Source organism: Cohnella sp. GbtcB17 (genome assembly GCF_019091135.1).
Taxonomy (GTDB): Bacteria; Bacillota; Bacilli; order Paenibacillales; family Paenibacillaceae; genus Cohnella.
On the sequence record NZ_JAGXJW010000057.1, the window covers coordinates 19,323 to 35,492 of the forward strand.

The 16,170-nt window shown below is 58.9% G+C and carries 17 protein-coding genes and 1 tRNA gene; 11 read left to right on the forward strand and 7 right to left on the reverse strand.

The features are described from left to right. The first annotated feature begins 20 nt into the window (after positions 1-20). From KVT38_RS26190 to KVT38_RS26200, 3 genes are read left to right on the forward strand one after another with little or no spacing between them, the layout of a single operon-like run. Complete coding sequence (locus KVT38_RS26190) at positions 21-173, forward strand: hypothetical protein (RefSeq protein WP_217596702.1); 153 nt, start codon at positions 21-23, stop codon at positions 171-173. Positions 174-191: 18 nt separating this feature from the next. Then, positions 192-1,001: a phosphotransferase family protein gene (locus tag KVT38_RS26195; protein WP_217596703.1), complete on the forward strand. Its 810-nt coding sequence runs from the start codon at positions 192-194 to the stop codon at positions 999-1,001. Then, positions 998-1,240: a hypothetical protein gene (locus KVT38_RS26200; RefSeq protein ID WP_217596704.1), complete on the forward strand. Its 243-nt coding sequence runs from the start codon at positions 998-1,000 to the stop codon at positions 1,238-1,240. Before KVT38_RS26195 ends, KVT38_RS26200 begins: the two co-directional genes overlap by 4 nt. A gap of 116 nt (positions 1,241-1,356) precedes the next feature. Here the strand turns inward: KVT38_RS26200 and KVT38_RS26205 are convergent, their stop codons facing one another. Then, positions 1,357-1,833, reverse strand: coding sequence for a GyrI-like domain-containing protein (locus tag KVT38_RS26205; protein WP_217596705.1), 477 nt, complete (start codon positions 1,831-1,833; stop codon positions 1,357-1,359). Between the two features lie 34 nt (positions 1,834-1,867). Further along, the gene (locus KVT38_RS26210) at positions 1,868-3,148 is read right to left on the reverse strand and encodes a sodium:proton antiporter (protein ID WP_254639570.1); all 1,281 of its coding nucleotides are present in this window, start codon (positions 3,146-3,148) and stop codon (positions 1,868-1,870) included. A 77-nt stretch (positions 3,149-3,225) separates the two neighbouring features. Between KVT38_RS26210 and KVT38_RS26215 the strand changes: the two genes are divergently transcribed. Next, the gene (locus KVT38_RS26215; protein ID WP_217596707.1) at positions 3,226-3,900 is read left to right on the forward strand and encodes a hypothetical protein; all 675 of its coding nucleotides are present in this window, start codon (positions 3,226-3,228) and stop codon (positions 3,898-3,900) included. Here KVT38_RS26215 and KVT38_RS26220 read toward each other — a convergent pair. The 3 genes from KVT38_RS26220 to KVT38_RS26230 form a co-directional block, all read right to left on the reverse strand. Continuing rightward, on the reverse strand, positions 3,897-4,181 hold the full coding sequence (locus KVT38_RS26220; RefSeq protein WP_217596708.1) for a hypothetical protein: 285 nt from the start codon (positions 4,179-4,181) through the stop codon (positions 3,897-3,899). The two genes, KVT38_RS26215 and KVT38_RS26220, sit on opposite strands and share 4 nt — an antisense overlap. Positions 4,182-4,201: 20 nt before the next feature. Continuing rightward, complete coding sequence (locus KVT38_RS26225) at positions 4,202-5,482, reverse strand: ArsB/NhaD family transporter (RefSeq protein ID WP_217596709.1); 1,281 nt, start codon at positions 5,480-5,482, stop codon at positions 4,202-4,204. Between the two features lie 258 nt (positions 5,483-5,740). Further along, the gene (locus tag KVT38_RS26230; protein ID WP_217596710.1) at positions 5,741-6,223 is read right to left on the reverse strand and encodes a DinB family protein; all 483 of its coding nucleotides are present in this window, start codon (positions 6,221-6,223) and stop codon (positions 5,741-5,743) included. Positions 6,224-6,329: 106 nt separating this feature from the next. On the opposite strand from KVT38_RS26230, the gene KVT38_RS26235 reads away from it, so the two are divergent. The 3 genes from KVT38_RS26235 to KVT38_RS26245 all read left to right on the forward strand — a co-directional run bounded on the left by KVT38_RS26235 (position 6,330) and on the right by KVT38_RS26245 (position 8,940). Further along, positions 6,330-7,148, forward strand: coding sequence for an inositol monophosphatase family protein (locus tag KVT38_RS26235; RefSeq protein ID WP_217596711.1), 819 nt, complete (start codon positions 6,330-6,332; stop codon positions 7,146-7,148). Between the two features lie 141 nt (positions 7,149-7,289). Further along, entirely contained in the window at positions 7,290-8,039 is a 750-nt protein-coding gene (locus KVT38_RS26240; RefSeq protein ID WP_217596712.1) for a cupin domain-containing protein, read from the forward strand. 169 nt (positions 8,040-8,208) lie between these two features. After that, positions 8,209-8,940 (forward strand): L,D-transpeptidase family protein, encoded by a 732-nt coding sequence (locus tag KVT38_RS26245; RefSeq protein WP_254639571.1) that lies wholly within the window; start codon positions 8,209-8,211, stop codon positions 8,938-8,940. A 34-nt stretch (positions 8,941-8,974) separates the two neighbouring features. On the opposite strand, the gene KVT38_RS26250 is transcribed toward KVT38_RS26245, so the two are convergent. Further along, complete coding sequence (locus tag KVT38_RS26250) at positions 8,975-10,081, reverse strand: DUF1648 domain-containing protein (RefSeq protein WP_217596713.1); 1,107 nt, start codon at positions 10,079-10,081, stop codon at positions 8,975-8,977. Further along, the gene (locus tag KVT38_RS26255) at positions 10,078-10,476 is read right to left on the reverse strand and encodes a GntR family transcriptional regulator (protein WP_217596714.1); all 399 of its coding nucleotides are present in this window, start codon (positions 10,474-10,476) and stop codon (positions 10,078-10,080) included. Before KVT38_RS26255 ends, KVT38_RS26250 begins: the two co-directional genes overlap by 4 nt. Positions 10,477-10,629: 153 nt before the next feature. Between KVT38_RS26255 and KVT38_RS26260 the strand changes: the two genes are divergently transcribed. The 4 genes from KVT38_RS26260 to KVT38_RS26275 all read left to right on the forward strand — a co-directional run bounded on the left by KVT38_RS26260 (position 10,630) and on the right by KVT38_RS26275 (position 16,055). Then, a tRNA-Pro gene (locus KVT38_RS26260) sits at positions 10,630-10,706 on the forward strand. 147 nt (positions 10,707-10,853) lie between these two features. Further along, entirely contained in the window at positions 10,854-11,537 is a 684-nt protein-coding gene (locus KVT38_RS26265; RefSeq protein WP_217596715.1) for a response regulator transcription factor, read from the forward strand. Then, a complete protein-coding gene (locus KVT38_RS26270) occupies positions 11,530-12,894 on the forward strand; it encodes a sensor histidine kinase (protein ID WP_254639572.1) in 1,365 nt (454 codons plus the stop codon). The genes KVT38_RS26265 and KVT38_RS26270 overlap by 8 nt, the downstream gene beginning before the upstream one ends. 71 nt (positions 12,895-12,965) lie before the next feature. Continuing rightward, positions 12,966-16,055, forward strand: a complete 3,090-nt coding sequence (locus tag KVT38_RS26275; RefSeq protein WP_217596716.1) for an efflux RND transporter permease subunit — start codon at positions 12,966-12,968, stop codon at positions 16,053-16,055. Positions 16,056-16,170 lie beyond the last annotated feature (115 nt).

Genomic DNA, 16,170 nt, shown 5'->3' on the forward strand with positions numbered 1-16,170 from the left:
TCACCCTGACGGTTTCTTTTATGAATTTCGGCATGCTGATGGCGATGAACGTTTACCAGACATCGATGGCGATCGGCGAGGCGATCTCCCGCCGACAACTGGACGAGTCCCGCCTTTCCCGCAAGCGCGGTATTGACGAACATCCTTATACAAAATATGATCCGAATAGATAAACGTAGAGGAGACTTGGCATGTACGGTACGCGCATCGGCGCCGGGAGAACGGCCGAGATTTACGAGTACGGCGAGCAGCGCGTTCTCAAGCTGTACGTTCCGGGCCTACCCGAAGCGCAGGTGGAGGCTGAATTTCGAATCAGTGGAGCCGCTGGCCGCGCAGGCATCCGGACGCCTATGGCGCTGGCCCGCGTACGATATGACGACCGGCACGGGATCGTATTCGAGAAGATCGCCGGCGGCACGATGCTCGCAGCGCTCGCGCGACGCGACGGCAGCGTAGCCGGGGAGTCCGAGCGAATGGCGCGGCTTCACAGTCAGATTCACAGGATCGCCGTACCGGGATTGCCCGACCAGAAGAGCAGTCTTCATGATCGAATTGCACACGCCCCCTTGCTGAGCGACGAGGTAAAGGATCGCTTGGCGCTGATGCTGCAAGCCTTGCCCGACGGCGACCGCCTCTGCCATGGCGACTTTCATCCGGACAATATTATGATCGACAATCAGGAATGGATCATCGACTGGATGACGGGCATGAGCGGACATCCGGCGGGCGACGCCGCCCGAACTGCGTTGCTGCTCCGATTCGGGAGCTTGCCGGACGACGCACCCGACGAGGTCGCCGTATGGCTGACCGACATGCGTGCCGAGCTGCTCGACGGTTACCTGCTCTCTTATGCGAAGCAGACCGGCACGACGCGCGAGCAGATCGAACGCTGGATGCCTCCCGTTGCCGCGGCCCGCCTGTGCGACGGGATTCCCGAAGCGGAAAAAGAAGCGCTGGCGGCATTTGTCCGGCAGTCTCTTGAAGGGCGTGATTCCGGATGACTGTGCGCCAATGGATTTTAGGCTTGGGGCTTGCGATTGCGTTTCCCGCGCTGGTGCATCTGGCGCTTGCGGCCATCTCACGAAGATTAAGCACAGGCGACACTAGCGATTTTGCGTACCACGATACGACGTTCATCGTTTATCGCATCGGTTGGGTCGGAGATATCGCGCTTGGCCTCGCCGCGCTTGTCGTCTATGTCCTGGCGCTCAGGATTCTTCGAGCCAAGGGGTCCAAATAAGCCAGGATACATCCAAAGCGCTAAGCGTCATCGTCACGGAGAACCGGGGACGTTACTCCGGGAATACGGCGATGTGGAAATTTACATTTAAGCTTCAGAAGATATCGTGACGGCAATCAGATCCTCTCAATGGGAAAGTACAAATACAATTCCCCATCGTTATCTTTTGGATGGTAGAACTCCTGTATGGCGCCGACGACTTGATGATGGTTCTTTGGCAAGTCGTCCGTGAGCATCGTGTGCAACGTGTCTTGATACGATTCCCTTGAACATTTGGAGACGGCGTATTTAAATGCGGGAAGCGTCCACTTCGTCCAACCGCTTGGCGGGAGTGCGTAATCATTAACTTCGCATCCTGCCAAATACCTTCCTCTCTCCCCCCATCTTTCAAAATTTCCGTTCACGTCGCTCATCGCTCCCCAGATGCCGACAAGATTTCCCTCCGCATCCACCTTTGCGATGCTGCGGATTGCCGAAAAATTGCGATTCGCTTCTTCCCATAAAGGCGCGATCCAGTCCAAGCTTTGAGATGAAACTCCTTCACCCAGCTTACCGATCAATGAAATTGGCTGTTTCGAGACAATCTCGATCATCGTTTCTTTCTCCCGCCCCACCTTAACTCCCTTGTTAGATCAGATATCGCAAATACACGTACGCGCTCGCGATAACGACGGACAGCAGCATCAGCGGAAGACCGACCTTGAGATATTGTACGAACCGGATCGGATAGCCTTCCTTGCCTGCCATGCCGGCCACGATCAAGTTGGCGCTCGCGCCGATGAGCGTGCCGTTACCGCCCAGACACGCGCCCAATGCCAGACTCCACCAGAGCGGCTCGAGGTTGCTCACGCCCATCGTACCCATCTCCTGAATCATCGGGATCATCGTCGCCACGAACGGAATGTTGTCGATAAAGGCGGAGGCGATCGCGCTCAGCCACAGGATGAGCATCGAAGTCGCGACCAGGTCGCCGCCTGTGAGATCGACCGCCCGCTTCGCAAGCTCGGCGATGACGCCGGTCTCGACGAGGCCCGATACGAGCACGAACAGTCCGACGAAGAAGAAGATCGTCATCCATTCGACCTTGGTGAGCGCATGTTCCAGCTTATGCTCGCCGGTGAGAAGCAGCAGGAGGAAAGCGCCGGCCAACGCCACGGTGGCGGATTCGAGATGAAGCGTCTGATGGGTGAAAAAGCCGACCAGCGTCAATCCCAGCACGATCAAACACTTGCGCAGCAGCTTCGGATCGGTGAGCAGTTCCTTCTCGCTCATCTCCATGATGCCGCGCTTCAGCTCGTCGGTCGTCCGGATTTTTTTGCGGAACATCCAGATGAAGAGCGGCACGTAAACGGCCATGACCAGAATGGCGACGGGCGCCAGATTCTCGATAAAGGCCATAAAAGTGAGCTCCGGGACGGCGCTCCCGATCATAATATTCGGCGGGTCGCCGATCAGCGTCGCCGTGCCCCCGACGTTGGATGCGATGATTTGCGTGAGCAGGAACGGCGCCGGATGGACGCGCAGCTGCCGCGTAATGCTGAAGGTGACGGGCACGATGAGCAGCACCGTCGTCACGTTGTCCAAAAAGGCAGAGCAGACGGCCGTGATGAGCGACAAAAGAATCAGAATGCGGATCGGCTCACCCTTCGCCTTCTTGGCCGCCAGAACGGCGATATATTTGAACATGCCCGTCTCGGCCGTCGTGCTCACGATGATCATCATGCCGATCAAGAGTCCCAGCGTGTTGAAATCGATATGATGGATCGCCGTCTCCTGATCGACGATGCCGAAGACGACCATGAGCAGGCCGCCGATCATGGCGACGATCGTCCGGTGAATTTTCTCCGAGATAATGAGTGCGTAGATCACCAAGAATATGCCGATGGCCCAAATCGCTTGCTGTTCCATTCCGATCCTCCCAAAAAATTGAATACCTTCATCCATTTTAACCGACAATGGGAATTAATATGGATAGGAGGATCAACATGTATCGAATCCTCGCGGCGTTGGCCGCCTGTATATTGTTTGGATATTCCCCCGCTCCGATCGCCGTCGCGGACGCGGATCCTTATGCCGCGCTAAAGCGTCTGTCCGGCGGCGGCGGGACTCCCCTGGAGATCCGAATGGACGACCGCACGCATACGCCGGCCCTGCTGACCGGCGCCTTGTCCAAGGCCTCCAAGCATTCGCCGGCGTGGATCGCGCTTGAATTCGCGAACAAAGCCAAGCGAATATACGGCATTCACAGTCCCCACTCCAAGCTGCAGGTGGCGGAGATCGGCGAGCCGTCGGCGTCGATTGTCCGCGTGCGGCTGGTCCATTTGCTTTACAAGACGCCCGTATGGGGAGACGAGCTGCGAATCGATATCGATCGCGACGGGATCATCCGGCGCGTGGAAGGACGAATACATCCGAATCTGGCGAAAGCGACCCTCAATAGACCGCGTCATGCCGCCGTAAGCCAAGCGGAAGCCGTGCGCATCGCCGCAGGCGCGGCCGGCATCGGACGCGCGGATGCCGGCCGTGCCGAGGTTCGTCCTTATTACCTCCCCGACCGCGCCGGCATCCCGCTCGTATACGCCGTAACTTTTCAACGATTCGGCCAGTCGTCGCTGGACCTCACGGTCCATGCCTTGACCGGCCGCGTCATCCCGCTTTAGCCGGCCCACTCCACGCTTCGCAGCACGCGCTGCTTCATCAGCTCGAGCACGAAGTCCACGTAATAGTCTTTGCGAACGATCACTTTATATTCGTGATTCGGATAGTGATAGAAGAGCACGTCCGTATACACGCGATTCTCGTCGAATTCCTGCCTCACCCGCTTGAGACCCGCCAGTATGGACGGATCATCTGTCGAGAGTGCGATATGGAACTCCACGTCGTTCTCGTTCGCGGACTCGCCGATGCGTAACGCAGCTTCGTCGTAACTATAATTTAGCATATCGATTAGCCTCCCAGGCGCTAGATAAGGTAACGGAAGTAAACATATACGCTTGATATCACGATGGACAGCAGCATCAGCGGGAATCCGATCTTCAGAAACTGGACGAACCGGATCGGATGGCCTTCTTTGCCGGCCATGCCCGCGACGATCAGGTTGGCGCTCGCGCCGATGAGCGATCCGTTGCCGCCGAGGCATGCACCCAGCGCCAGGCTCCACCAGAGCGGCTCGAGGTTGCTCACGCCCATATTGCCCATCTCCTGAATCATCGGGATCATGGTCGCGACGAACGGGATGTTGTCGAGGAACGCGGAAGCGATCGCGCTCAGCCACAGGATCAGCAGCGACGTCGCGACCAGGTCGCCGCCCGTCAGATCGATCGCCCGCTTCGCAAGCTCGGCGATGACGCCCGTCTCGATCAGGCCGGACACGAGTGCGAACAGGCCGACGAAGAAAAAGATCGTCATCCACTCCACCTTCGTGAACGCCTGCTCCATCATATGCTCGCCGGTGAGCAGCAGCAGCAGGAAGGCGCCCGCCAAGGCGACGGTAGCGGACTCGAGATGGAACAGCTGGTGGGTGAAAAAGCCGACCAGCGTCAGTCCCAGCACGATCAGACACTTGCGCAGCAGCTTCGGATCGGAGATCAGCTCCTTTTCGTTCATCTCCATGACGCCGCGCTTCAGCTCGTCGGTCGTCCGAATCTTTTTGCGGAACATCCAGATGAACAGCGGTACATAAAGAGCCATCACGACGACGGCGACGGGCGCCAGGTTGTTGATGAACGCCATGAACGTCAGCACCTTGACGGCGCTGCCGATCATGATGTTCGGCGGAACGCCGATCAGGGTCGCCGTGCCCCCGACGTTGGAGGCGATGATCTGCGTCACCAGGAACGGCACCGGGTTGACGCGCAGCTGCCGCGTGATGCTGAACGTCACGGGCACCATGAGCAGCACCGTCGTCACGTCGTCCAGAAAGGCGGATCCGACCGCGGTGATGAGCGACAGCAGGATGAGGATGCGGACCGGCTCTCCTTTAGCCTTCTTGGCCGCCAGTACCGCGATATACTTGAATACCCCCGTCTCGGCGGTTGTGCTCACGATGATCATCATGCCGATCAAGAGCCCCAGCGTGTTGAAGTCGATATGATGGATCGCCGTCTCCTGATCGGCGATGCCGAAGACGACCATGAGCAGTCCCCCGATCATGGCCACGATCGTCCGGTGAATCTTCTCCGAGATAATGAGCGCGTAAATAACCAAAAAAATGCCGATTGCCCAAATGGCTTGCTGCTCCATAAGACCCCTCCCTAAGACAATTGATGGAAATAGGATGTCCGCAACCGTCCGGCGTATGCCCTTCAATCCATTTGGAGAGGCCAAAAAAAGCAAAGAGAAGCCCACCAAATGGCAGGCTCCTCCGGTATTCCCGATATGCAGTTACCTTCTATATTAACCCACGGGGCCGCGCTTGTAAACCCGTTGACGGCCTGCGTTAAGCTTCGGCGTAGAGAACCCGCGCGTCGCGGGGCGAACAAATGAATAACGCGATATTCGTCACGTTGACGGTACAATCAATCCCTTGCGGATCAGATTGGCTGACACCGGCGCGCGCCCGATCTCCCTTGCCCATACGGACAGCTGGCCGATATGGTGAATCTCGTGCGCGATGACGTGGCGCATCACTTCGCCCCAGGCGTGCACCTCCGAAGTGCCGTCCGGACGCATGCCACGCAGCGGCCGCGTCTCCATGGACGGGTCCCAGGCCGACACGAACGCCTCGACGTCGGGCCGCAGCCGTCGGTCGAGCGCCCGGACTTGATCGAGCGAGGCGTACCTTTCGAACGGATCAGTGAATTCCGGCTTGTCCTGCATGAACATAAGCCAGCTGTATTCCACGTCCGCGATATGGAACAGCGTCTTCAGAATGCTCCCGACGCCCCCCGTGCGGGCTTTAAGCAGCTCCTCTTCAGGTACCTCTTCGCACCATGCGTACCATTGCTCGCGGACGATCCAGTTGTATCGAAAAAAAGGTTGCATCGCGTACCTCCTGCTGGTTTAATCAGACTCAGCTGCCCATCAACGTCACGTCTCTCATCTATCAACGACTCTATTCTACTACATCCATTCCAACCGGGGGGGACTCATGGATCGAAATGTCATTCAACAAGCGAGAGCATTGGCAGAGCAGCTGATTCGGCAAGCGGGCGCCGTCGCGCTGGAGCGATTCGACAATATCGCGGAGCTGACGGAAAAAGACGAATACGGGGACGTCGTCACCGAGGTCGATCATCTGGCGGAAGCGATCATTCTACCAGGCATCCAGTCTGTTTTCCCGGACCATGCCATCCATAGCGAAGAGGCGGGACGTCTCGGCGGAGAAAGTGACTGGCTATGGCTCATCGACCCGCTCGACGGAACGAACAATTTCGCGATCGGCCTGCCCGTCTTCACGACGTCGATTACGCTCATGTACAAGCGCGAGCCCGCGCTCGGCGTCGTCTACGAACCGCTCACCGGCAGAATGTTCGTCTCCGCCGCAGGCGAAGGCGCCTTCGTAAACGGGAAGCCGATGCGCGTCCAACCGGCCGCAAGTCTCGCCAAAGCCAACATCGGCTGGATACAAGGTCACGCCGTGCGCAACGATCCGCGCGCCGTCCGGCTGCGCCATCATATCGATCTGAGCTTCAAGCGCATGATGCGGCTGTGGGCGCCGGCGCTGCAGTGGTGCATGCTCGCCAAAGGAGACATCGGCGGGATCGTGCTGTACAACTCTGAAGGCGACGATCTGTATTCCGGGATCTTGATGGTTCAAGAAGCGGGAGGCGTCGTCGTTGACTTCGAAGGAAGGCCGTTTAGGGGCATGCAGGCGGAGCCTTACTTGATCGCCTGCCATCCCGACAACCAGGAAGCGCTGCTGCGGACAGTTCGCGCGGGTTTGGCTGAAGCGGAGGAGACGGGTTAACGTCCTGGCGGCTGCCTCGGACAACCTCGAATTTTATCGAGCCGGACGAGTCTTTCCGAAGAAAATGTCGGACTGCCGCGCGCGCCTCCATCATATACTTCTGCGATGCGATTCGATTCGCCTATGCGGGAGGTATGGGAGATGTCTTATTCCGAAACGACCGTGCTCCAGACGTCGGCGCCCCAGACGCCGGTGCTTCAATCGCCGGCTCTGAACCTGTCGGCGGACTCGACCCAGAAGGTAAATTATGCCAAAAACGATCAAAACGTCATCACGCAGCTGTTTGCCGAACAAATGCCTGCCGTCAGAACCGGCTTTTTCAATATTCACTTGAGTCAGGGCGTCGTGGTCTCGCCGCACTGGCACACCAACGCTGCCGAGCTGGTTTTCTTGATCAGCGGCGAGATCCAGACGTCCGTCTTCAATCCGTTCACCCAGCTGCTGATGACGTATCGGCTCAAGCCTGGTCAAGTCTCGCAGTTCCCGATGGGTTGGTTCCACTGGCTGGTGGCGCTGACCGATCACACGCACCTGCTGACGATCTTCGACGTCCCGACGCCCGACATCGTGTACGCGGGCGACTTCTTGCGGATGCTGCCGCCCGAAGTCGCCGCACGCGCCTACTGCGTCAATCCCGCTGCCTATGCCCAAGCCGTCGCTCCGATTCAGAAGCCGGTCATCCTGGGCCCGCCTCCCGGCTGCTCGCCCGCGGCCGGCGCCGTGCAGGGCGCGGCGGCGCAGGTCGGCTATCCGCATGCGGGGGTGCAGAGCGCGGCATCGCCCGGCCCGATGTATCCGGGCACGATGCCGGGCGTGATGCCGCAAAGCGGGATGCCGCAGCAGCAGGGGGCGGCGGCGGTGCCCTATCCCCCTGGGTCAGGCTGGAGATAGAGGTTAGCCTGACGCTAGGAGAAGCTATTGCAATAAATCGAAACCTGCGGCGAATGCCGCAGGCTTTTTCAATATGTCTTTAAAACGTCCCCAAGCGGCAAACTACCAAGACGCCTCGCGATTCGCGAACCGCATCCCGAGGTACGCTTATAAAAAGGGGGAACGCTTCATGAATTGGCGTCGACCGCAAGGCCAACGCACATACCCGCTTATCCATGCCATGATCGCCGTAGCGATCGTCCTCGCGCTGCTGCCGGCGTTAATCATGGCACCCGCTAACGCTGGCGCCGCCAGCTTTATGGCATCCTGGCCCTACAAAGCCAACCTGCTCGGCGCGGAGCAGGTCGTCGTCGTCGAGGCCAAGTCCCTCCGATCGCAGACCGGCGTGCTGTCGCTGCGCGAGAAGCGGTCGGACGGCGGCTGGACCGTCGTCCTGTCGGGCATTCCCGTCACGCTCGGCAAGAACGGCATCGCCAAGACAAAGGAAGGCGACGACCGTACGCCCTCCGGCGTTTATCCGCTGGGCGACGCGTTCGGCACGGCAAGCAAGCCGAAGGCGCTGAAGCTCGCCTACAAGCAAACGACCAAGCAGGACTATTGGGTCGACGATCCGTCATCCGCCGATTACAACCGATGGGTCGCTTATGACGGCAATCCCGTCCGCAAGTGGCATTCCTACGAGCGCCTTTATCAGCCGCTCTACAAGTATGCGATCGTCGTGCGCTATAACGACGATCCGATCGTGCCCGGCCGCGGCAGCGCCATCTTTCTTCATCTGTGGCGCGGAGCGGACAAGCCGACGGCCGGCTGCATCGCCATGTCCGAGCCGAACCTGCTCAAGCTGATGGCTGCGCTCGACCCCGCGCGTGCTCCGGCGATCGCGATAGGTCTGGCCGATTAGCGAAGCCTGGCAGCCGGTAAGGCGAAGCTGGCCGTCAAGAGAATACGGCCGCCAGCACGACGATCGCGATCGGCACGAGCAGCATCGCGACAAAAATGAGGACACCCAGTGGATGAGCGAAGTTGATCGTCCAGCCGACCCCGTACCTTTTTTCCACCATCAGGGCCGGATCCGCCTTATTGTAGTAGAAAAAGCCGCCGCGCCACGCTTCGTCCTCTTGCACGTGCGGGCTGCTCCCGACATCGTCAAGGCCTTGACGCGCCACGTACCAGACGAAGCCGAATACCGCCAGGATCAGCAGCGCAGGCAGACCCAGAATCGCAGGACTAAAATGTCCGGTTGGCCAGCCGTACAGCGTCACGGATTGACCCAGACCCAGCATGACGACGACGAACAGCGAGAGCGCGTAAATGAACACCGAGTTCGCTTTTCTAAACCGCAGCTGCTTCTCTCGGGACGCCTCCGGCTTCGCAGGATCGAGCTGCTGCCGCGCTTGGCGAATGCTCATATTAACCAGCAGGAAGACGACGATCAACACGAGTTGGACGATATTCAGCATAAATACGGCGCCAAAACCCTTGGGAGAATACTCGTCCGCCTCTCCGGTAATTCCGAAGTGCGTCGGTACCGGGTCAGGGATGACATCCCAATGTAGGATCGCCGATATGACGCATACGATAACGATCGCCACATGAATCAAGAACCACCCGTTGCCTACGAGTCGCTGGCGCTGCCGGAACAGCAGGTCGATGACGACCTTGGACGGCTTCTCCGCGCTCCAGTTCCGGGCTTGCTTCAAACGGAGTGCCTGCACCCGCCCCGAACGCCAAATCGGGATCAGGCCGCCGATCTGGACGATTAGCGCCGTACCGAATGCCGCCTCGGGACTGCCGCCCTCCTCGCCGCCGCTCCAGAGCCCGATGGCGACCCCTGCCGCCAAACCCAGTATCCATAAGACGACCATCGCGCCAACATGTCTGCCGCGAATCCGCCGGACCTCCGCGCTGCCGCGATCCGCTTCGGGCACGTACAAGCCAAACAACAAATGCTTCGACGCCAGGAACACCGTCCCGATTATCGTCAGCGAGATCAGCGCATCCAGTACGCCCAATACCAGCCATTCCGTCTGCGTCGCATTCACTTCGCATCCTCTCCCTTCGACATCAATTGCCTGTAGACGGCAGCGCTCCGCTCGGCGAACTCTGCCTCCGTCATCCCGCGCACCGCGGCCTCCGCGGCGAGCGACCGGATGCCCCGCTCCAGCTTGGCGCGGAACGCCGCATCCGCCCCGGGCATCCCGCCCGGCTGCACGACAACTCCCTGCTTGCGGTGCACCTGAAGGAACCCATCCTGCTTCAGAATCTGATAAGCTTTGTTCACGGTGTGCAAATTAATGCCCAAATCCGCAGCGAGGCTCCGAACGGACGGCAGCGGGTCCCCGGGCTTTAACTGCGCTGAAGCGATGCCTTCGATCAATTGATCGACGAGTTGCGTATAGATGGGTACATCCGACTGCAGATCGATCTCCATCCACATCGCGCATCCTCCTCTTTGTTTCTGTTATACTTATTATATAACAGATAACTTAACGATAACAGGCTGCCATCCTAAAATTTAGCCTAAATCCGTTCTTTGCTTTTGCGTCAGGCTGTGCTATAATTTCTCTTGCCGCTAAAATTTCGGCATCTTCGAGACGTGGCTCAGCTTGGTAGAGCGCTTGCTTCGGGAGCAAGAGGTCGCAGGTTCAAATCCTGTCGTCTCGACCATCCAATACAATGACAGAAGCTCTGGATTCCAGGGCTTCTTTTTATTTTCCCCTTCAACTTGTAATCCCCCGTACATATACGGTACAAATGGAAACGATACGATAAAAGGACGAACGCGGTCAGCCGCAGACGGAAAGGAGCGTCCTGATGACAACCGTGATGGTCGTGGACGACGAAGCGCGGATCCGGGAGCTGGTTCGGCTCTATCTGGAGGACGAAGGCATGGAGGTCGTGGAGCAAGCGGATGGCGCGGCCGCATGGGCGTATATGCTGAAGCAATCGGTCGACCTCGTCGTGCTCGACGTCATGATGCCGCAGATGGACGGCTGGGACCTGTGCCGGCTGATCAGGGAGAACGGGGACACGCCGATTCTGATGGTGACGGCCAAGGGCGAGCCTGCGGAGCGGATCAAGGGGTTTCGTCTAGGAACGGACGACTATCTGGTGAAGCCCTTCGATCCGATGGAGATGGTGATGCGGGTCAAGGCGCTGCTGAAGCGCTACCGGATCTCGACCTCGCAGACCATTCGTCTCGGGAACGTCCTGCTCGACAAAAAAAGTTACCTGGTGGCGTTCGAGAACATCGGGCAGACCGCGACCCTGCCCATGAAGGAATTCGAGCTCTTATACCTGCTGGCCAGCTACCCCGGACAGCTGTTCACTAGAGATATGCTGATTCAAAAAATATGGGGCATGGACTACGACGGGGACGAGCGGACGGTAGACACGCATATCAAGCGGCTGCGGGAGCGATTCGGCGATTATGCCGCCGACTTCAAGATCGTGACGCTGCGCGGACTCGGTTACCGGCTAGAGGCTTATCATGACTAAGTCGCTTTATATCCGCATCGTGCTCACCTTCCTGGCCGCGGTCATCGTGAGCTTGTTCGTTTCGCTATATTTAGTCCTGCGGCTGTCCGAGACGAAGATCATCGATTACGTGCAAAACGAAATGATCGCAAACGGCAAGGATATCATCCAATCTTATATCGGCTCCTACCCCGGGCATTCGGAGCTGCTCGCGAAGGGGATCGCCGTGACCGCGACCGTCAATTTCTACGGACCGAGCGGTCAAATGCTGCATGAGGACGTCATGCCGGCGGACAAGCGAATCGCGGTCGATACGGAAAAAATCGACTTCGTGCTGAACGGGAGCGTATACCGCGGCAAAGCTCCCGCCGATCCCTTTGTCGTCGGTCTTCCGTTTCAAATCGGCAGCGAACGGTTTGCCTTATTCACTGAACCGGAGATCGGCCCGTTCATGCGCTTGATCGGCAACTTTTTTCGATTGGAATTGCTGTTCGTGCTGCTCATCGGCAGCGTATTGATCCTGATCGCGGCGGTATTTATCGTCAAACCGCTCAAGCGATTGACCGAAGCGACCCGGCGGATGAGCAAGGGCGACTTCAGCGTCGTCATCCGTTCGAAGCGCAAGGACGAGATCGGACAATTGACGCGCAGCTTCAACCTGATGGCGCAGGAGCTCGGCGCGCTCGAGAAGATCCGGCAGCAGTTCGTGTCCAACGTTTCGCACGAGATTCAATCCCCCCTCACTTCGATCAAAGGGTTCACGAAGGCGCTCAAGCACAAGAAGATGGACGAGGAAAAGCGGCTGCAGCTGCTGTCCGTCATCGAAGAGGAGACCGAGCGTCTGTCCCGTCTCGGCGAGGATCTGCTCCAGCTGTCTTCTCTGGAATACGAGCATCTGGAGCTGAACCTCCGTGCCTACCGGCTGGACGAGCAATTGCGCAAGGCGGTCATTGCCCTGGAGCCCCAGTGGACGCAGAAGGGTCTTCGGATCGAGCTTGAGCTGGCTTCGCTGGACATCGTCGCCGACGAGGATCGCATTCACCAGCTGTGGATCAACCTGCTAGGCAACGCGATCAAATTCACGGATCCGGGCGGAGAAATTCGTCTGATCGCCGGGCAGCAAGGAGAGACGGCTGTCGTAGCGGTGCAGGATACCGGCACAGGGATCCCGGAAGGCCAACTGGACGCGATCTTCCAGCCGTTTTACAAGGTCGATCCATCCCGCACGAGAGCCGTACCGGGCAACGGCATCGGTCTGTCGATCGTCAAGCGAATCGTCGGCCTGCATCATGGGGATATCCAGGTGACCAGCGCGCCGGGAGAAGGAACGACGTTCAGGATCACGCTGCCTCTGGCTCCGCCTTCCCGCGAATTGTAAGCAACGCTTCACATTGACGACAAATAAGGCCGGTATACTCCTCTCAACAAGGAGAGGAGAGAGATAGATAGATGAACGTGTTGAGTCGAATCAGTCTTAAAAACGGGGTTGCGGTCATTATTCTATGCATGCTGGTGCTGGGATACGGCTTCTATTCCACGACGCAAATCAAGCAGCAGACGTTCCCGGATATCGAGCTGCCCGCCGTGTCCATCCAGGCGATCGCCCCCGGCGCTTCGTCGGAGGAGATCGAATCGGAGATCACCAAGCCGATTGAGGATACGTTAAAAAGCTTCAAGGGCTACGACTCCCTCACGAGCTCCACGGGGGAAAACGCGGCAAGTCTCTTCATCCAATTCCCGTTCGGCACGGATGTGGAAAAGATGTCCGCCGACGTGGAGACGGCGCTGGCCAAGGTGCCGCTGCCGAGCAGCGCCAACGTGACCGTCCAGCGGCTGTCCGCCGGCGCCGTGCCGGTCTATGAGGCGGCCGTCTTCTCCGACGGAGAAGGCGCCGATTCCGACGCGCTGGCGGCCAAGCTGGCGACCGAGGTCGTGCCGAAGCTTCAGAAGCTGGACGGCGTCAGCTCGGTGACGCTGACCGGGACCAAGACGGAGAAGCTCAATATCGTCGTCGACAAGGAGAAGGCGGGCCAGCGTGGCATTACCCTCAGCGCGATACAGAGCGCGCTCCAATCGCTCCAGTACGCGCTGCCGCTCGGCAACGTGAGCGAAGACGAGCAGACGATCCCCGTCCGGCTCGTGGGCGGCGTCGACTCGCTTGAGCAGATCCGCGCGCTGGAGCTCGGCGGCCTCGGCGCTGCGGGAGGACAAGCAGGGCCGGGCGGCGCCGGTACCGGTGCGCCTGCCAAGGTCAAGCTGTCGGATATCGCCACGATCTCCGCTGCCGCCTCCCAGGAGTCGATCACCAGATATAACGGCAAGCCGAGCTTTGTGATCGGCGTTGTGAAGAGCCAAGAGGCCAATACGGCAGACGTCGCCGACGAAGTCAAAGACGTTTTAAAGGCTTATCAGGACAAGGGCGAGCTGGACATCCATGTGATCCAGGATCAAGGCGAGGCGATCGAGGAGTCGGTATCGTCGCTCGTTCGCGAAGGCGCGTTCGGCGCGTTGTTCTGCGTCATCATCATCTTCCTGTTCCTGCGCAATATCAGGGCGACGCTGATCTCCATCGTCTCTCTGCCGATCTCGATTTTCGCCACGATCACGATTCTGAACCAGATGGATTATACGTTGAACATCATGACGCTGGGCGGCATCGCCGTCTCCATCGGACGCATCGTGGACGACAGCATCGTCGTGATCGAGAACATCTTCAGATGGCGGCAGGAAAAAGGCAGCGCGCTGAAAGGTAAGGAGCTTGCCTACAAAGCGACCAAAGAAGTGATCGGAGCGGTCGGGTCCTCGACCATCGCGACCGTCGTCGTTTTCGCGCCGCTGGCGTTCGTGAGCGGGATTATCGGCGAGTTTTTCCGTCCGTTCTCCGTCGCGGTCGTCGTCTCGATTCTGGCATCCTTGCTAGTGGCGGTTATGCTGATTCCGGTGCTCGGCGCGAAGTTCTTCAAGAACGTCAAGCCGCACAAGGAAGACAAAGGCCTTCTTGCCCGCGGCTACGAAAAGCTCATTCAAGGGGCGCTGAAGCGCAAGGCGCTCGTATTGGTCGCATCCGTGCTGCTGCTTGCGGCCTCTCTCGGCACGATCCCGATCCTCGGCGTCGCCTTCCTGCCGGCCGATTCGCTGCCGACCGCTTCGATCGAAATATCGCTGCCCGCGAAGAGCTCCCTGGAGCAGACGAACAAGGCGGCGGAGAAGGCCGAGACCTATGTGCAGGGATTGAAGGATGTCGAGAACTATCAGGTGAGCATCGGTGGCTCCGGCGGCCCGTTCGGCGGAGGCCCCTCGCAGTACAACAAAGCTACGGTGACCGTTCAGTTCGCCAAAAAAGCGGACATCGAAAAAATGGTGGAGCAGGCGAACGCCGGCTTGCCTGCTTTGGTGGCCGCAGAAGCTGAAGACGCGACGGTCAAGGTACGGGAAGGCCAGCAGCAAGGCCTGCCCGACGGCAGCGGCATCGATGTCACGCTTTACTCCGACAATGTCGACCATCTGTCCCAAGCGGCCAAGCAAGTCGAGCAGTTGATGCTCGCGAACACGGACTTGAAGGACACCGGGAACAATATGAACGACGTCTCGCCAAAGTGGGTGTTGACGTTAAACCAAAAAGGCCTCGATGCAGGCGTCAGCGCAATGGCCGTGATGCAGGCCGTGAACGAGCAGCTGAAGCCGATCGACGCCGGCACTTACCGGCTCGACGGCCAGAGCCGGGACGTCGTCCTCTCGTACGACCGGCAGATCGGCTCGCGCGAGCAGCTCGAACAAATCGCGATTCCGACCGCGGCCGGCTTGATGAAGCTGCGGGACGTCGCCGACGTCGACGTTCAAAATGCGCTGGCGACGATCAATCACGACGACGGCAAAACGTACGCGACGATCAGCGCGAGCATCAAGGACGGCGGCGACACCGCCTCCATCACCAAAAAAGTGGAGGATGACGTCCGCAGTCTGGCCCTGCCTTCCGATGTGGAGCTCAGCTTCGGCGGGGGGCTCGCCATGATCAGCGAAGGGTTCACCAGCATCGGCATCGCGATGGCCGCGGCGGTGGCGCTCGTCTTCCTCGTCATGAGCATGACGTTCGGTGGCATCGTTACTCCATTGATCATTCTGTCGTCGCTGATCTTCATTCCGGTCGGCTCGCTTGGCGCCCTGTTGGTGACCGGTCAGGCCTTGTCCATGAGCGCGATGATCGGAATGCTCATGCTCGTCGGCATCGTCGTCACGAACGCCGTCGTGCTCCTCGACCGCGTCGAGAAAAATCGCAAGACGGGCATGGCCGTCACCGAATCGATCGTCGAAGCGTGCAAGACGCGCCTCAGACCGATTCTGATGACCGCCTTCGCGACGATGCTCGCGCTCTTGCCGCTCGCCTTGTCCGGCTCCTCGACCAGTCTTATCTCCGGCGGCCTGGCCGTGACTGTCATCGGCGGATTGTTCACGTCGACCCTGCTCACGCTCATCGTCGTGCCGGTCATTTACGAGCTGGCTTGGAAGAAGCGGAAGGTGCGCGAGGTAGAGGAATTCTAAAATAACGGCTGAAATAAGACTGCAATAGCGTCGGAAATAACGATGTTTAAGCTCAGACTGTCGAGAAATCTCGGCAGTCTTTTTTATACAAAATCACGCGTCTTTCCCTATTGCC